The 16,085-nt window shown below is 41.3% G+C and carries 13 protein-coding genes; 10 read left to right on the top strand and 3 right to left on the bottom strand.

Features of this window, described 5'->3' with window-relative positions; genetic code table 11:
• Window positions 1–31: 31 nt before the first annotated feature.
• Entirely contained in the window at window positions 32–1,465 is a 1,434-nt protein-coding gene (locus tag V7K53_RS18410; RefSeq protein ID WP_335198907.1) for a BCD family MFS transporter, read from the bottom strand.
• Between the two features lie 257 nt (window positions 1,466–1,722).
• Here V7K53_RS18410 and V7K53_RS18405 point away from each other — a divergent pair, with 257 nt between their 5' ends.
• The 7 genes from V7K53_RS18405 (at window position 1,723) to V7K53_RS18375 (ending at window position 6,900) form a co-directional block, all read left to right on the top strand.
• Window positions 1,723–2,520: an Rpn family recombination-promoting nuclease/putative transposase gene (locus tag V7K53_RS18405; RefSeq protein WP_335198906.1), complete on the top strand. Its 798-nt coding sequence runs from the start codon at window positions 1,723–1,725 to the stop codon at window positions 2,518–2,520.
• An 18-nt stretch (window positions 2,521–2,538) separates the two neighbouring features.
• Window positions 2,539–2,757 (top strand): hypothetical protein, encoded by a 219-nt coding sequence (locus V7K53_RS18400; RefSeq protein ID WP_335198905.1) that lies wholly within the window; start codon window positions 2,539–2,541, stop codon window positions 2,755–2,757.
• Between the two features lie 526 nt (window positions 2,758–3,283).
• Window positions 3,284–3,709, top strand: a complete 426-nt coding sequence (locus V7K53_RS18395) for a hypothetical protein (RefSeq protein WP_335198904.1) — start codon at window positions 3,284–3,286, stop codon at window positions 3,707–3,709.
• Window positions 3,710–3,909: 200 nt separating this feature from the next.
• The gene (locus V7K53_RS18390; RefSeq protein WP_335198903.1) at window positions 3,910–4,662 is read left to right on the top strand and encodes an ATP-grasp domain-containing protein; all 753 of its coding nucleotides are present in this window, start codon (window positions 3,910–3,912) and stop codon (window positions 4,660–4,662) included.
• A gap of 164 nt (window positions 4,663–4,826) precedes the next feature.
• Window positions 4,827–5,258 (top strand): hypothetical protein, encoded by a 432-nt coding sequence (locus tag V7K53_RS18385; protein WP_335198902.1) that lies wholly within the window; start codon window positions 4,827–4,829, stop codon window positions 5,256–5,258.
• 202 nt (window positions 5,259–5,460) lie between these two features.
• Window positions 5,461–5,685 (top strand): hypothetical protein, encoded by a 225-nt coding sequence (locus V7K53_RS18380; protein WP_179066759.1) that lies wholly within the window; start codon window positions 5,461–5,463, stop codon window positions 5,683–5,685.
• 267 nt (window positions 5,686–5,952) lie between these two features.
• A complete protein-coding gene (locus V7K53_RS18375) occupies window positions 5,953–6,900 on the top strand; it encodes an aldo/keto reductase (protein WP_335198901.1) in 948 nt (315 codons plus the stop codon).
• A 189-nt stretch (window positions 6,901–7,089) separates the two neighbouring features.
• Here V7K53_RS18375 and V7K53_RS18370 read toward each other — a convergent pair whose 3' ends face one another.
• Together V7K53_RS18370 and rimO are read right to left on the bottom strand one after the other, a co-directional pair.
• A complete protein-coding gene (locus V7K53_RS18370) occupies window positions 7,090–8,619 on the bottom strand; it encodes a DEAD/DEAH box helicase (RefSeq protein WP_335198900.1) in 1,530 nt (509 codons plus the stop codon).
• Window positions 8,620–8,906: 287 nt separating this feature from the next.
• On the bottom strand, window positions 8,907–10,226 hold the full coding sequence (rimO, locus tag V7K53_RS18365; protein WP_335198899.1) for a 30S ribosomal protein S12 methylthiotransferase RimO: 1,320 nt from the start codon (window positions 10,224–10,226) through the stop codon (window positions 8,907–8,909).
• A gap of 757 nt (window positions 10,227–10,983) precedes the next feature.
• Between rimO and btpA the strand changes: the two genes are divergently transcribed.
• The 3 genes from btpA to V7K53_RS18350 all read left to right on the top strand — a co-directional run bounded on the left by btpA (window position 10,984) and on the right by V7K53_RS18350 (window position 15,804).
• The gene (btpA, locus tag V7K53_RS18360) at window positions 10,984–11,832 is read left to right on the top strand and encodes a photosystem I biogenesis protein BtpA (RefSeq protein ID WP_322670041.1); all 849 of its coding nucleotides are present in this window, start codon (window positions 10,984–10,986) and stop codon (window positions 11,830–11,832) included.
• A gap of 165 nt (window positions 11,833–11,997) precedes the next feature.
• Window positions 11,998–12,981, top strand: a complete 984-nt coding sequence (locus V7K53_RS18355) for a vitamin K epoxide reductase family protein (RefSeq protein WP_335198898.1) — start codon at window positions 11,998–12,000, stop codon at window positions 12,979–12,981.
• Between the two features lie 618 nt (window positions 12,982–13,599).
• Entirely contained in the window at window positions 13,600–15,804 is a 2,205-nt protein-coding gene (locus V7K53_RS18350; protein ID WP_335198897.1) for a CHASE2 domain-containing protein, read from the top strand.
• Window positions 15,805–16,085 lie beyond the last annotated feature (281 nt).

Raw genomic sequence — 16,085 nt, 5'->3', positions numbered from 1 at the left:
AGGTAGATTCGGGTTGGCTTAAGTTTCTAGTTTAGTCTAAATCGCTTTCTAAAACTGAAGCGATCGCTTGCTTGGTACTTGTTTGAAATTCTGTAATGTTCACCCGATTCAGAAACCAAATCGACAGCACCATTCCCACGGCTTCTAGAACGAATACCAGTCCATAAGCTAACTCTAAACTTGGTAATAGCTTGCGTCCAATATCCAAAACTGTACCTCCGATGACTACCGCCACACCTCTAGAAAGGGACTGTGCTAATCCCCATGCCCCAATAAAAGTACCTGCGGCTTCGGCTGCGGTAAGATCCAACATCAAGCTAATTGCTGCTGTAGTTAAGAACCCTGTGGCTAAACCGAACAAGACCAAACTTAGTTTGAGAACTGCTGCATTAGCTGTGAATCCTGAGATACCTAGCAAGATTGCACAGAATGCTACCAACATACAGCCTAGACGTGCAGTTCTGCGCTTACCCAAACGCGGGACAATATAAAAGCCCGTAACACCGTAGGCAATCAGTAGACCCGTTCCATAAAAAATATTTAATTTGGTACTTTCCGCTAAAGGCATTTTAAACACTTGACCCGCGTAAGGTTCCAAAATCGGGTCTTGCATAAACAAACTGATAGTCATCACCAATAAAAAGGTGAAGAAAATACCTGTTTGTGGGCTAGCTGTCAAGATTTTCCAAGCATTGCCTAGAGTAATGCTGTCTTCCCGGTTTACCAGTGTGGAACGGGTTGAGTATTGGGAATACTTTTTTTCTACGCCGAATGTGGCAGCGATCGCTAAACCAAATACAATTGCTGGGACGATAGTAAACAATCTATTGATGGCTGGCTGCAAGGTTTCTACAGTTGCTTCTGGCGTTAACTGTTTCAGCAAGCTGGCACTGATAATCGCGCCAACAATAATCCCTACCATTAGCATCGACCAAACTACACCGACTACTTGAGAACGGTTATCTTCTTCAGATATATCCACCAACAAAGCAGCAAAGGCAGTACCGCTAGCACAAATTCCTAGACCGTAGACAGCGAAAACTAAAGCCAAAAGTGCTGTCCAGCCAATTGTTTGGGTTGTCCATACCCAAGTACCTGCACTATTTCCAGCAATATTCATCTGCCACATTACTTGTACAGCTAAAAATGCTGCGATCGCAAATATTGCTGCGCCTACCCAAACATAAGCTGTGCGGTGGTATCCCCATAACGGTTTAGCATCGGAAATCTGACCAAACCAGATACGTGAAGGAGCAACAAATAAAGGCAGTGCTAAAACTACTGATACCAGCGTCGCCGGAATTGCTATTTCTTGAATCATAACTCTGTTGAGTACCCCCAGAGTCAAGATAGACATCATGCTCAACCCCATCTGAAATAAACCCAGCCGGAACATGGTCAGCAGATTTACCCTTGGCACAGATAAGGATTTAGTTTTGGTATCAAATACTTCACCGCTTGCCATAGATACTTTTTCGTATAGTTTATAGGATTTAATCTCTCTCTTTAAATAAAGATAAACCCTACCCGCTCAAAATCAGCGAACGAAAAGTTGAAGTTGCGATTTGGCAATATATTATACACCCAATTAGGGTATGCTTCAGCCAAGTTAGGATTAATTTTTAGGGCTTGGTTGTAATCTGCGATGTCTACGATGGTCACTGAGCCAAGTCGAAGTGCGGGCTACGCCTACGCATAACCAGAGAATTTTAGGATGAAATAGTGAAACGAGACTCAATTTACTATCAAATTTTTAAGCGCTTTCCTGGGTTACTCTTTGAACTAGTTGATAATCCTCCTCTGCAAGGGCAAAACTATCGATTTGAATCACTTGAAGTCAAAGAAACCGCTTTTCGCATTGATGGTGTGTTTTTACCTCCAGAGGATGCGACTTCCAGGGTAATCTTTTTTGCTGAAGTTCAATTCCAAAAAGATGAAGCCCTTTACCATCGGTTCTTTACCGAGTCGCTGATGTACCTGAACCGGAATCGTTCTCAGTACGATGACTGGTTCTGTGTGGTGATTTTTTCATCACGCTCTTTGGAACCAAGGGATCAAAAAACTCATCGAATATTTCTCAACAGCAACCAAGTGCAGCGAATCTATTTAGATGAGTTAGGCGCGACTAATCAGCAGCCAATAGGCATCAACTTGATGCAGTTGACTCTAGCATCGGATGAAGTGATGGCAGAGCAAGCAAAGCAATTAATTGAGCGGGTAAAATTAGAGGAAACAGACACACTACCGAAAAACGAAATACTAGACATCATCACCACAATTGCCGTTTATAAGTTTTCTTCGTTGAGTAGAGAGGAAGTTGAAGCTATGCTAGGACTGACTTTAGAGCAAACAAGGGTTTATCAGGAAGCGAAAGCCGAGGGTCGAGAAGAACGGGAAGCTGAAATGTTGAAACTTACTGTACCTCTGTTACTAAAAACAGGGATGAGTGTGGAGCAGATTGCTCAACACCTCAATGTTGATATAGAAGCTGTCCAGATCGCTGCACAGTCAACCACATAGAATGAGGAAGTTAAAGCTATGCTAGGAATAACTTTGGAGCAAACAAGAGTTTATCAAGAAGCGAAAGCCGAGGGTCGAGAAGAAGGTCGAAAAGAAGGACGAGAAGAACGGAAAACTGAAATGTTGAAACTTACCGTCCCTCTGTTACTAAAAACAGGGATGAGTGTGGAGCAGACTGCTCAACATTTCAATGTTGATATAGAAGCTGTCCAGCGTGCCGCACAGCAAAACACATAGAATGGACATTTCATGTCTGTTGTCATATTTTTGCAAAATGAGGAGAGCTTGATAAGAATCCTCAATTTTACTTTTATGGTTTCCAGAGCGATCGCTTCAAGGCAGCAAATTATAAAAAAGCTTGAAAAAAGACTAAAGTCAGAAACTTTAGCGCTCTTCCATCAGTCTTGCAGGAAGCAATCGCTGCAAGGCTTATGAGACTACACTTTCCGAGTTTTGGCTACATTTTTGAATTTATATTAGAAAATAAAGCCTCAAACCTTTATTGAGTGATAGTTTTAGGTTTCTGCTTCGATTATTGTTTTCTGAGAGTGATGGAAGAGCGTTAGAGTTGCATGTCTTATCAATGGTAGGCAAAGTCCAGCAATATCAAAGGTTGTGATAGCCTCTTATTCGGATATTTTTTGTAAAGTAAATGTGTGGCTAACAGATGGGAAAATCTTTAAATATAATCTAAATTTACAATTACTAATCTCTTAAGTTGGGTATTCTTGAAATTCGTCAACAGTATCAGAAACTCAAAAAGATGGATAATACCCTTAAAAAATTAATCAAACAGCTTCATAGTAAACGTTTACCTGATAATGTAGCTAATGAAATTATCAAACTTGGTAAACCTGTATTTGATTATCTATTAGCAAAAATAGATGATCCAAGACTCACTGAATATCAAGTTATAAATTTACTGCGTATTTTATACCAAATGAAGTATCATAATATTACACAATTCGTTAATAAACTTTTATCCATTACTCAAGATAAAAGAATTGATGTGCGCTCAACGGCATCATTTTTGTCAATTTGTTTATTTCGGGTCAAAAAAGAATTTCCTGAGTTAAACATCCCCTTAGAACGAGAAGTATTAGCACAATTGCTTCACAACTCTTTAGCGATGAAACTACACCAAACGATTGGACAACAAGTAGAAAAATTTTTTCAATATAATATTTAATAACAGCTGATTTACTTACTTAAGCTAATATAAAAACTGTAAACATGATAACAAAGACAGAGCCAATGTAGTTTTTTGAAGGTTTGGTATTTGTAACATTGAGCATAAAGGTCAGTAAATAAATAATCAAGCAATTTTCATGCCCCTTTTCTCATTTTTATATAACAATGTAAATACTATTTGAAATTCTGACAAGTAAATTGATTTCTAAGGCTTTTATTCAAGAACAAGGTAATGGAAGGCTCCGACATGAGGAGCAACTTGTCACTGAAGAATTCAGAGCCAGAGGCTTACCAGTTACTTTTTATACTGAGAAACGTATCCATCGAAGACAACTTACACTTGATAATGAATCTTTAGTTGTTGGTGATATGCGATGTGTTTTAGGTGCAATAAAACAGCTTGGCATTCCAGAACCAAAGCCTAACGATTATCCCGCTTCACTTAAGAACTTCATGCACCGTCGTACATGGACATCTACTCTAGAACAGTTGGAAATGGAATTTTGTGACGGTAGATATATTCCAACATTTGCTAAACCCGCTACACGCCGTAAACGCTTTACAGGTTGTGTTTTTGAATCGGAATATGATTTGTGCCGAGTATACGGAGTGTCACGTCAAGAGCAGCTGCTGTGTTCAGAAGTTGTTTCTTGGGTAAGTGAGTACCGAGTTTATGTTGTTCACTCACAAATTAGAAGCATCGATCATTATGATGGAAACCCCAATGTTCTACTAGATATTGATAAAGTTCTATGCGCTATTCAAGCTCTAGAGAATGCAAAAGAATCCTATGCAGGATATGCAATTGATTTTGGAGTTTTAGATTCTGGACAAACCGCTCTCGTAGAAATGAACGATGGTTTTGCGATTGGAGCATACAAAATTGATAAGAAAAACTACACAGACATGATTTTGGCAAGATGGGAGGAGCTTTTAACAAGCGCACTTTGATAGGAATTTTTAAGATTTTGCAGCCACTAAACTAGAAATTTATATGCCTTATTGTTTTTGATGAGAGTTGATGTAATAAGTTTTTCAAGATGCAGACTTTTGATTATTTTGAAATAAGAATTAATTGTTCATTTCCTCCCTGGACGCTAGGTAAGGGGCTTTGTGTGGCTGAGATTTATATCAATAATCAACAACTCATAGAAGTAGTGCGTCTAATTGAAAAACCATTTATTCAAGCAGAGATTAAGGAACGGCGTGCTGCGGGGGAAGATATTGATGAGTTAGCCTTTCCAGCAGGAGACTATTTGTATTTACCACCTTCGATGATTTTACTTCCTTCACGCAATTTGCTCGGCGAACCTTGGGATCATGGGTTTAGCTTGGAATCAAATAATTTGCAAGCTGGCAAAGCAATTGTTTTAGGTTGTACCTGTGGGGTGATTGAGTGCTGGTTTATTCAGGTTCGCATCACACTTAATGAATCAACTGTTGAGTGGGCTGATTTTCGTCAATTTCATCGTGACTGGCAATATAATCTAGGCCCATTCAAGTTTGACCGTAAGCAATATGTATCTGAATTGTACAGACATAGCTAATAAGGCAATTAATCAGACAATGATGATACGCTATAAAAATAAAAAATCTTTAACTTGAAGAGACGCAATCAAGCCACATAAAAAATATCAATATTAAAATGTGGTTTTAACTACGCTATTACATTGAATTAGTAAGATAAAATTGCCGTATGTATGTCATCAAAATACTTACCTTCATCTAGTAATCAAAAAGGCATAAGCAATGAGTAAAGAACCAGTCAAAGTAATATTATGGGAAGAAAATCAAAAAGATTTTCTAAAAAAGTTCTACGATCTCCAATTTACTCCCAGAGTAGGAGAGGAAGTTTACCTAAAAAAAGAAAGATGGAAAGTAACCAGAGTTGAGCATGATGTAGAAATTAGTGAGATTAATGTCTACATGGAATTAATCAAAAAACCCAAGCAGGATAAATCATCTAATTCTTAAATACAAGTAAATACACTCAACTATAGCAATCCTATTTGATTTGTGAGAATTGCGACCCGCAGATCCCCGACTTTTTCGAGAAGTCGGGGATCTTGTTTATGCGCGTTTGATTCAGGTTTTAAATTTTTATGCAAGGTGCGATATCTACGACGGGCGTAGCTGCGACACAACAAGATTTGCAGCCAAGTGGTGGCGATCGCACCCAATCTTGTCTATAACGATACACTATAAAAGTAAAGAAATGTAAATAAACTAAATTTTGCAACCGTGGAAAACATCACATTGGGGCAAAATGGCCCAGTTGTTAACCCCTTGTGCATCGGCACTTGGGCTTGGGGTGATAAACTATTTTGGAATTATGGCGATCGCTACGGCCCAGAACAGTTACAAGAAGCGTTTACCGCAGCCTTAGAAGCTGGTATTACCTTCTTTGATACTGCCGAAGTCTACGGAATGGGACTATCAGAGAAATTTTTGGGGCAATTTCTACAACAGACACACCAACCTGTACAAATCGCCACAAAATTTGGCCCCCTACCGTGGCGATTTACAGCCCAATCCGTCTCTGATGCTTTAACAGCCAGCCTCAAACGGCTACAACTTGAGCAAATCGCCCTGTATCAAGTGCATTGGCCTTTTGCCTTCTTTTTAAGTCAAGAAACTTTGATGAATGCTCTAGCGGATGAAGTGAAGCGGGGGAGAATTGCCGCAGTTGGTGTGAGTAATTACTCAGCAGAACAAATGCGAGACGCGCATCAAATATTGGCGACCCGTGGAGTGCCTTTAGCTGTGAACCAAGTGCGCTATTCTTTACTCAGTCGCCAAGTTGAAAGCAAAGGTATTATCGCAACTGCGCGTGAGTTGGGTGTGACTATCTTGGCTTATAGTCCTTTAGCACAGGGATTACTCACAGGGAAGTACACTATTGATAGTGCTGAAACCCCTACTGGTGCGAGGAAAATAGACCCACGATTTAAGAAAGAAGGTCTGCAAAAAATTGCCCCAGTCATATCTTTACTGCGCAATTTCGGGGAAAAATACGATCGCACTCCTGCTCAAGTTGCTCTCAACTGGTTAATTGCTCAGGGGAATGTTATTCCTATTGCTGGGGTGAAGACAGCCGAACACGTGCGGCAAAATGCTGGTGCTTTGGGCTGGAGACTGAGTGATGATGAAATTGGAGAGTTAGAACAAGTTAGTCGTCCTTGGCTGTAGTATTTTTGATTTGTCTAAAAAAGCCAAAAAGTCAAGAGTATAAAGTCAAAATCTTAACTCTTGACTCTTAACTCTCAACTCTTAACTTTGCCGAATTTTAGATTTTGATTTTGGATTAAAGGAAAAGCGTTCGACTAAGCGCTCACGCCGAAGTCTAAAATCCAAAATTGATTAACTTCTAACTCTTGACTAAGAAGCTGATTCCCTAGCTGTAGGTGAACCTATCTTTTTACTAGGAGATGCAGAAGAATCCTGTCCACTTGTCCGCAGTTTTGGCTTGGGAGAAGAATGTCTTTCTTCACCATTGCTGCTATCTGATTTCCACGCAGAACGGGGGCGATCGCTGGAAGATTCACGACGTTTGCCGAGTCTTGGTTTGGGAGCGGAAGATTCCTCTTGGGGAATTTCTACGTCTGAGTTTAACCAAGCGGGACGAGTTTGATCGTAAGCGATTTGTAATGCGGCGGCGGCGATCGCTTGAGCATCGTATTCTTCAATCAGTTCGCTGACAATTGGTAAGAATGAAGCCAAACGCTCACCTGTCAAAGCTTCTCGTACCAGTTCTTGCAATTTCAGAATGTGTTTTGCTTCAATCTGGGCGCGTGTGGGAATCGTCAGAACTTGCCAACTTTGGCGATTATGACGTTCAAATGTTTGTTGCTTGCGCCGTTCAAATGGTTGTACTAAAGAAATTGCTGTTCCTTCTTTACCAGCACGACCAGTACGACCAATGCGATGGACGTAAGTTTCTACGCTATCGGGTAAGTCGAAGTTGATTACATGGGAGAGTTGATCGACATCTAAGCCTCGTGCTGCAATATCAGTTGCTACCACCCAGCGAACTTGACGGTTACGGAATCTGACTAATAACCGTTCCCGTGCTTGTTGAGACAAGTCACCGTGGTATTCATCGACACTGTGACCAGCCCCTTGTAACTGACTGGTAAGTTCTGCGGCGGTGCGTCTAGTGCGGACAAAGATTAAAGCTGTTTCTGGATCTTCCATTTCCAGAATTGGCTGTAAAGCTTTGGCTTTTGTCCAGTGGCGGGGGATCAAGTAAGCTACCTGATTAATCTTGTTGGGAGCGGCTTTTGGTTGCTCGACGGTGACAGTTGCAGGCGATCGCAAGAACTTGTTCACCAACATCCGAATTGATGGTGGCATTGTTGCCGAGAATAAAGCTGTTTGGCGATCTACGGGCGCTTGCGAGAGGATTTTGATCACATCGTCGATAAAGCCCATGCTCAACATTTCATCAGCTTCATCCAACACAAACCACTTCACTTGATCGAGCTTTAAACAGCCGCGATCGAGTAAATCGATCACCCGTCCGGGAGTACCCACGACCATGTGAACGCCACGTTTGAGTTGTAACATTTGACGGTCAATTGATTGACCACCATAAATTGCTAACACTCGCAATCCTTCATTACCGATAAATTGCGCGATCGCATCGTGAACTTGCATCGCTAATTCACGCGTTGGTGTTAAAACTATGGCTTGCACGGCTCTTTGATTAATATCTAGCCGTTCTAAAATTGGCAGAGAAAATGCTGCCGTTTTGCCTGTTCCAGTTTGAGATTGACCTACCACATCACGACCAGCTAGCAATTGGGGAATTGCTTGCACTTGAATGTTAGTTGGTTCAGTAAAACCAATTTTTTCTAGTTGTTCGACACGTTCTTGGGAAATGCCTAATTCTTGAAATGAAAGAGTCATTAATTCTCCTAAATTTTTTGTAAGGATTTTTGGATTAGTCATTTAGTCATTAGTTATTAGTCATTAGTCATTAGTCATTAGTCATTAGTTATTAGTTATTGGCTAGTTAGTCAGCCAAGGGCGATAGCAAAGCCTCAAATATTGGAGAAGCTATGCCTACGAGTGAGTCCCCGAACTTCAGGTAAACCCTCATGAAAACTGCTATTAATGCAGCGTTGATCTTGGGATAAGGGTGAATCTGTAAGGGTCATTTAACAAAAGACAAAGGACAAAAGACAAAGGACAATTTAGTTATTGACTACTTGACCATAGAGGTCGTATGTATCAGCGTGGTGAATCGCTATTGGCACGATGGTTCCTAACTTTGCCTGGCCTTTTATATACACCAGACCATCAACCTCTGGGGAAAATCTACCTGAACGACCTATTAATTCACCACTTTCAGGATTTTCTTGCTCAATCAGGACATCAACGATTTTGCCTACTTCCTGTTGATTTTTCTTTTGGGAAATCGGTTGCTGGATTTCCATCAGTTGGTATCGGCGCTCGTCCATCACCAACTGGGGCAACTGATTTGGCAACTTATAAGCTGGAGTTCCTTCCTCAGAGGAAAAGGTGAAGACACCAACATGGTCAAATTCATGCCGTTGAACAAACTCTAGTAGATGCTCAAAATGCTCTTCAGTTTCTCCTGGGAAACCAACAATAAATGTTGTCCGCAATACGGCTGTTGGTAGCGCCGTTTTGATGCGATCTATAATCCCATCATTTACGCGCCCTTGCCAAGGGCGGTTCATGGCGCGGAGAATCTCTGGATGAGAATGCTGCAAGGGCAAATCCAGATAAGGCAAGACGTTGGATGTTTCTTGGATAGCCGCTATTACATCTGGGGTCAGTCCCGTGGGATAAGCGTAGTGCATTCTGATCCACGGTATATCTACTTTCCCCAAAGCGCGAAGTAATTCGGCTAATTTTGGCTGACCGTAAATATCTAGACCGTAGTTAGTGGTGATTTGGGAAATTAAAATAATTTCCTTTACCCCTTGACTAACTAACTGCTCCGCTTCGGCGACGATAGATTCAATAGTACGCGATCGCTGGTTCCCTCGAAGATGAGGAATTATACAAAATGCACAACGATAATCACAACCTTCGGCAACCCGGAGGTAAGCAACACCTTCCGTTGTAGTGCGATAGCGCGGTGTAGTTTCGTCGGCAATGTAGGTTGGCTCTATACTAACCTGTTTGACCCGCTCGCCTTGTTCTACACGCTCAATTACATTTACAATTTTGTGATAATCGCCTGTACCCACAACAGCTACTGCTTCAGGCAACTCCTCCAAAAGTTGTTCTTGGAAGTGTTGCGCCATACAGCCAGTGATTACGATCTTTTTATTTGCCTCTGCCAGTTCTACTAAAGTTCTGACAGATTCTTGCCGGGCCGCTTCAATAAAACTACAAGTATTAACAATAACGTAATCTGCTAACTCTTCATTTGTATCTACACCGTAGCCTGCTTCTACGAGCATTCCCAGCATGTGTTCTGTATCAATTCTATTTTTCTCGCAGCCCAGATGAGAAATGGCAATCGTTGGCTTGTCACCCATATTTTGAAAATATCTTCATTTTTTTTCTTCTAGTCAACATTCTGACGCTAATTTCAATTTTTTCCGACCGCTATCCTTCTAGTAACAGGACGATGGCAGATTTTCACTGTCAGCAACTGTCCGTAGAATTATGACCCTATCAATAATAAAAATAGAGGTCATGTTATGATATTTTTATCAATCTGTTCCCCAGGGTAAATTGAAGTGTCTTTGGGTACATTTGACACTTGTAATGTTTTTTAACAATTCGCCTATTGATATTTTACATTACCACAGCGTGTGCGTTGTTAACCTACCCATCGGGAAGCCGCCCAAAGGGCTTGTTGTGAGAAGTCGCTACCCTCAGGGAAATCGACGAAAGCGACTACGCCTATAAAGCAGTAATACTACCTTGGCGATTGGCAAGTCCTACGACAATGCGCGGACAAGACGCCTAAACCACGGAAAGCTGCCTTGCGTCTAGTGAGTGGCAAACTCCTCTTGTAGCCAGGTTTTATCTTAACATATCTTATGGGAGGTTTCACGCCAATTTCCATCTGAGGAAAGAGGCAATAAACCGACTATCATAAAACACATTTGACTAGTTAATGAAAAGTCAAGAGTCAAGGGTCAAAAGGAGCCAGTCACGTGCGGGGTTTTCCCCGTTGAAGAGCCACCCCTATAAAAAGGTTCCCGACCTTAAGAGGAGTGGTGTTGAACTGGCGTTCAATAGTCAAAAAATTCTGGACTCTGGACTCCGCGAGGCGGATTTAAAGACGTGGACTTATATCAGATATTTAAAACTCGCTCACCAATTATTGGCGTGGTTCACCTGCTACCACTGCCTACCTCACCCCGTTGGGGAGGTAGCCTAAAAGCGGTGATTGACCGTGCCGAACAAGAAGCCGCAGCCTTGGCAAGTGGAGGGGTTGACGGTCTGATTGTCGAGAATTTTTTCGACGCGCCGTTTACCAAAAACCAAGTCGATCCGGTGGTTGTGAGTGCCATGACCATTGTGGTGCAGCGGATACAGAATTTGGTGACTTTGCCCATAGGTTTAAATGTATTGCGAAACGATGCCAAAAGTGCAATAGCGATCGCTAGCTGTGTACAGGCGCAATTTATCCGCGTCAACGTCCTCACAGGCGTGATGGCAACTGACCAAGGATTAATTGAGGGAGAAGCCCATCAACTACTCCGCTATCGACGGGAGTTGGGCTGTGATGTTAAAATCCTGGCCGATGTGCTGGTGAAACACGCCCGTCCTTTGAGTTCTCCAAATCTCACAGTCGCCGTGAAAGACACCATTGAAAGGGGTTTAGCAGACGGAGTGATTTTATCTGGTTGGGCTACTGGTAGTCCTCCTAACTTAGAAGATTTGGAACTAGCTTGTGGCGCAGCAAATGGCACGCCAGTCTTCATCGGGAGTGGGGCTAATTGGGAAAATATTGATACATTGATGCAGGCAGCAGATGGTGTCATAGTTTCCAGTTCCCTAAAACGTCATGGACGCATAGAGCAACCAATTGACCCAATTCGCGTCAGTCAATTTGTGGAAGTTGCCCGTCGCAATTGGAACTCCAAAGGTGAAAGCAAATCAGCAGAACAAGTGAAGTTACATTCTTAGAAAGTGGGGAAAGAGAGTTAGGAGTTATAAGTTATGAGTTATGAGTTATGAGTTATGAGTTATGAGTTTTAAACTAATTGTTCCTAACTCCTCATTCTTAACTCCTCACTTCTCACTCCTCACTCTTAAACTCATAACTATTACTAATCCCATTCCCCAATATTTATGATTCGCCGTCGTTCTACTCCTTGGATTCATAAATGGTCACGTCCATTGATTGCCGCGATCGCTGGATGTGGTGCCTTGATAACAGGTTATCTCACCATAGAAAAGTTAACTGGAGGCAGTGCCGCTTGTGTGGCACAGGCTGGCGCTAAGGGCTGTAATGATGTCCTTTCCAGTCCTTGGGCAACAGTTTTTGGTCAGCCATTAGCTTTGTTTGGGTTTTTGGCATACACCAGTATGGTGATATTAGCTTTGGCTCCCTTGGTATTCAACTCAGGGGAAAACAATAACCGCAAACAATTGGAAAATTGGACGTGGTGGCTGCTGCTGGTAGGTGCGATCGCTATGTCTGTCTTTAGCGGCTACTTAATGTATGTGCTAACATCTCAAATCAAAGCTATTTGTCCTTACTGTATCGGTTCAGCTTTGTTCTCTGTGAGTCTTTTGATACTAACGATTATCGGTCGAACTTGGGAGGATATTGGACAAATCTTGTTTACCGCCCTGATTGTCGGGATGGTAACGCTGATTGGTACTTTAGGCGTCTATGCTGGCGTGAATCAATCAGATGTGACACCTGGAACTCCTGGACAACCCACAAAAATTACCTTTACTCCCAAAGAAAACCCCAACCCAGCGTTCGGTTGGGAAGTTACCACTACTTCTGGTGAGGCAGAAATAGCCTTAGCAAGCCATCTGGCAAAGGTAGGTGCAAAGGAATACAGTGCTTATTGGTGTCCTCACTGTCATGAACAAAAGCTGCTTTTTGGTAAAGAAGCTGAGGAAATAATCAATAATGGTATTAAGGTAGAGTGCGCCCCCGATGGACTCAAAGCTCAACCAGAACTCTGTAAAGCTGCAAAAATTGAAGGTTTCCCCACTTGGATCGTTAATGGTAAAAGCTATAGCGGAGTCCAAAACTTAGAGGAACTAGCGAAAGTTTCTGGTTACACAGGGCCTCGGAACTTCAAGTATTTTAAGTAAACTGATCTTCAGTAGTTCACACCCCATAGTCAACTGGATGAATACAGTAAAATCTGTTTCCAGTTGGCTTTTTTGTTTTTGCTAACAGATGATAAACCTTATCCAATGCCCAATATCAATTTTCCTGCGGCTTTATCTGCAAACACTTAAGCTAAAGGAAATTAGCTAAGTACATTTGCTTTAAAACAATGTATATTTTAATTTCTTTTTATAACACTTGAGAGCCACCTTGGGATGTAATCATGTCAAGGCTCGAACTGAGAGCTGTTTCTGTTGGAAGTTAACGTAATTCTCAGTCAGATACCTAATCGATCGCAAATGTGTGAGTTTCGTTGAGTAAGCTCTACCAGACAAGGCTTTGAGAGTTAAAGTTACTGAACTGACTTTCAACAATATTTATTAATCTGTGCTGAGAGCTACAAAAGTCACAGTTGCCTTTTAGTCAGATAATTGCCCTCAATATATGGTAATACATCACAAATACCACGATGTCTTAAAGAACCTTGCTGAGTTGAAAAAATTTTTAGAAACTCTATTTAGCTCCTACTTGAGCTATGTTAGTCCGATAGTTAATAGCTATAAGAAATAGAGAATATTTCTGCCTACTAGGTAATGGGAATGAATCAGCAGCTAGGCAAGCGTTTTGTGAAGTTAACCTTTGGACTGAAACAATCGCTTAGTCGAGGACACAGAGAATTGATTACTGCGGCCAGCGTTGCAGTCTGCGTCCTGCTTTTGCACTCCATTGGATTATTGCAATCTTTGGAGTTGGCAGCTTTGGATCAATTTTTTCGCTTACGTCCAAATGAACCGCTAGAAGACCGGATTACAATCGTAGTGATTGATGAGGCTTATTTAAACGAAGTACGTTCGTGGCCAATTCCAGATGCGAAGATTGCCCAGTTGTTGCAAAAATTAAATGTCCACAAACCCCGTGCGATTGGCTTAGATATCTACAGGAATTTACCAGTAGAGCCTGGTAATCAAGAACTACGTAATGCTTACAAGTTAACACCCAACTTGATTGGTATTGAACTACTAGCAAATGATAACAACAAAAACTTTAGTGTTTCGCCTCCACTGGGACTAGATCGGGATCGAGTGGGCTTTAATAACGTGCTGTACGATCTTGATGGGAAAGTGCGTCGCAGTTTGTTGTATTGGCACGTTAAAAGTGAAGTACACGAAAGTTTTGCCCTGAAGTTGGCTTTATTGTATTTAAAGTCAAAGGGAATTACTCCCACTAAAGCAAAAAGTAACCCTGAGTATTTGCAATTGGGTAAGGCAGCATTTACTCGTTTTGAGGCTAATGATGGTGCTTATGTGGGAGCTGATGATAGAGGCTACCAAATTTTGAGCAATTTTCCCAAACCTAAATGCCAAAGTTCGTCTGGAGAATTTTGTAGTTTTCGCCAGGTATCGATGAGAGATGTACTGGCAGATAAAGTCAAAGCAAACTTAATCAAAGATCGGATTATACTTATTGGCTCCACTGCACCCAGTCTCCAAGATTTTGTATTTATTCCATACTCCAGCAGTTTAATTGGTACGGCAAAGCCTGTACCTGGTATTCAATTGCAGGCTTATTTTATTAGTGAGTTAATCTCTGCTGCTGTACATGGAAGACCATTACTTAAAGTTTGGCCTGACTTGGTGGAATACTTGTGGGTTTTTGTTTGGTCTTATTTGGGAGCCGTGACAATATGGCGGATACGACACGCAACTAGGAGTCTCTTCTGTATCCTAGTTTCTTGCTTTGTATTGACCGTGAGTGCATACCTTGCTTTCTTATACGGTTGGTGGATACCGCTCATTCCCTCACTGGTTTGCTTTGGCACTTCAGCTATTTGGATGACTAGTCATATCGCTCACATGCAGGAAGAGTGGAAACGTTCCAAAGAATTTTTGCATCACGTTATTAACACGATCCCCGATCCAATTTTTGTGAAAAATGAACAACATCAGTGGATTGTTTTAAATGAGGCGTATTGTCAATTTATCGGTTATCCAAATAAGTTTTTAATTGAAAAGTCAGACTATGACTTTTTCCCAAAACATGAGGCTGATGTATTTCGACAACAGGACGATCTTGTTTTTCGGACTCAGCAACCCCAAGAACATGAAGAAGAATTTACAAATGCCGATGGTCAGACTCATCAAATTGCCACTAAGCGATCGCTTCACAAAGACTCAGCTGGCAATTTCTTTTTAGTTGGGGTCATCCGAGATATTACTCAGCGCAAGCTGATGGAAGAACAACTGAAGCGTACTGCTGCTGAACTATCTCGCTCTAACAATGAATTAAAACTCAAAGAAGACCACTTACGTTATCTAGCGTATCACGACCCACTCACCGGTTTATCCAATCGCAAATTTTTTGCCGAACAACTTTACGAGTCCTTACATTGGGCACAACACAATAACTTGTTGCTGGGACTGCTGTTTATCGATCTAGATGGCTTTAAGCAAGTCAATGATACTTTGGGACACGAGACGGGCGATCGCTTGTTAATGACTATTGCTGAAAGACTCAGCAACTCTTTACGCGCTAGTGATACAGTTTCTCGTTTGGGTGGCGATGAATTTACTGTGATTTTACGGGCAATTCCCAATGTCCAAATAGCTGCTAAAGTCGCCGAAAAAATTTTAAGCAGTATTACCAAGCCAATTGTTTTGGACGGCTATACAATCCGAGTCTCTGCCAGTATTGGCATTAGTGTTTACCCATACAACAGTCAAGACAGTGAAACTTTGATGAAACAAGCTGATACAGCAATGTACCGTGCCAAGCGCCTGGGTAAAAATCGCTACGAGTTTGCTTAATTAGTTAAGAGTCAAGCTTCCAGCTTTTTTCAATATAGTTACAATTTTTACATTCAAATTATGAATTTGGACTGGAGACACGTCTAAGGCACTATTTTGAAAAATATAGCTTATGTACTGCGAGGTAAATTTTTAGCCAAGATATATACTCGGCAAGGCTTTTTGGCTTGAAGACTAAACCTCATAATTGATGTCACAAAACAATTAGCGCTCAGAAATAATTAGGAAAATAATTTTTAATGTAATTTAAATTACATTAAAAATTATACTTATACTTATTC

It is taken from the genome of Nostoc sp. (assembly GCF_036917355.1).
GTDB lineage: Bacteria > Cyanobacteriota > Cyanobacteriia > Cyanobacteriales > Nostocaceae > Nostoc.
The sequence above is the reverse complement of the archived record's forward strand: the minus strand, read 5'-3'. Positions and strand labels throughout refer to the sequence as shown.

Bases quoted from the DNA above. Each gene is read 5' to 3' on its own strand.
- V7K53_RS18355 (WP_335198898.1), top strand. From the start codon at position 11,998: ATGATTCGCCGTCGTTCTACTCCTTGGATTCATAAATGGTCACGTCCA.
- V7K53_RS18380 (WP_179066759.1), top strand. From the start codon at position 5,461: ATGAGTAAAGAACCAGTCAAAGTAATATTATGGGAAGAAAATCAAAAA.
- V7K53_RS18370 (WP_335198900.1), bottom strand. From the start codon at position 8,619: ATGACTCTTTCATTTCAAGAATTAGGCATTTCCCAAGAACGTGTCGAA.
- V7K53_RS18400 (WP_335198905.1), top strand. From the start codon at position 2,539: ATGCTAGGAATAACTTTGGAGCAAACAAGAGTTTATCAAGAAGCGAAA.
- V7K53_RS18395 (WP_335198904.1), top strand. From the start codon at position 3,284: ATGGATAATACCCTTAAAAAATTAATCAAACAGCTTCATAGTAAACGT.
- rimO (WP_335198899.1), bottom strand. From the start codon at position 10,226: ATGGGTGACAAGCCAACGATTGCCATTTCTCATCTGGGCTGCGAGAAA.
- V7K53_RS18410 (WP_335198907.1), bottom strand. From the start codon at position 1,465: ATGGCAAGCGGTGAAGTATTTGATACCAAAACTAAATCCTTATCTGTG.
- V7K53_RS18350 (WP_335198897.1), top strand. From the start codon at position 13,600: ATGAATCAGCAGCTAGGCAAGCGTTTTGTGAAGTTAACCTTTGGACTG.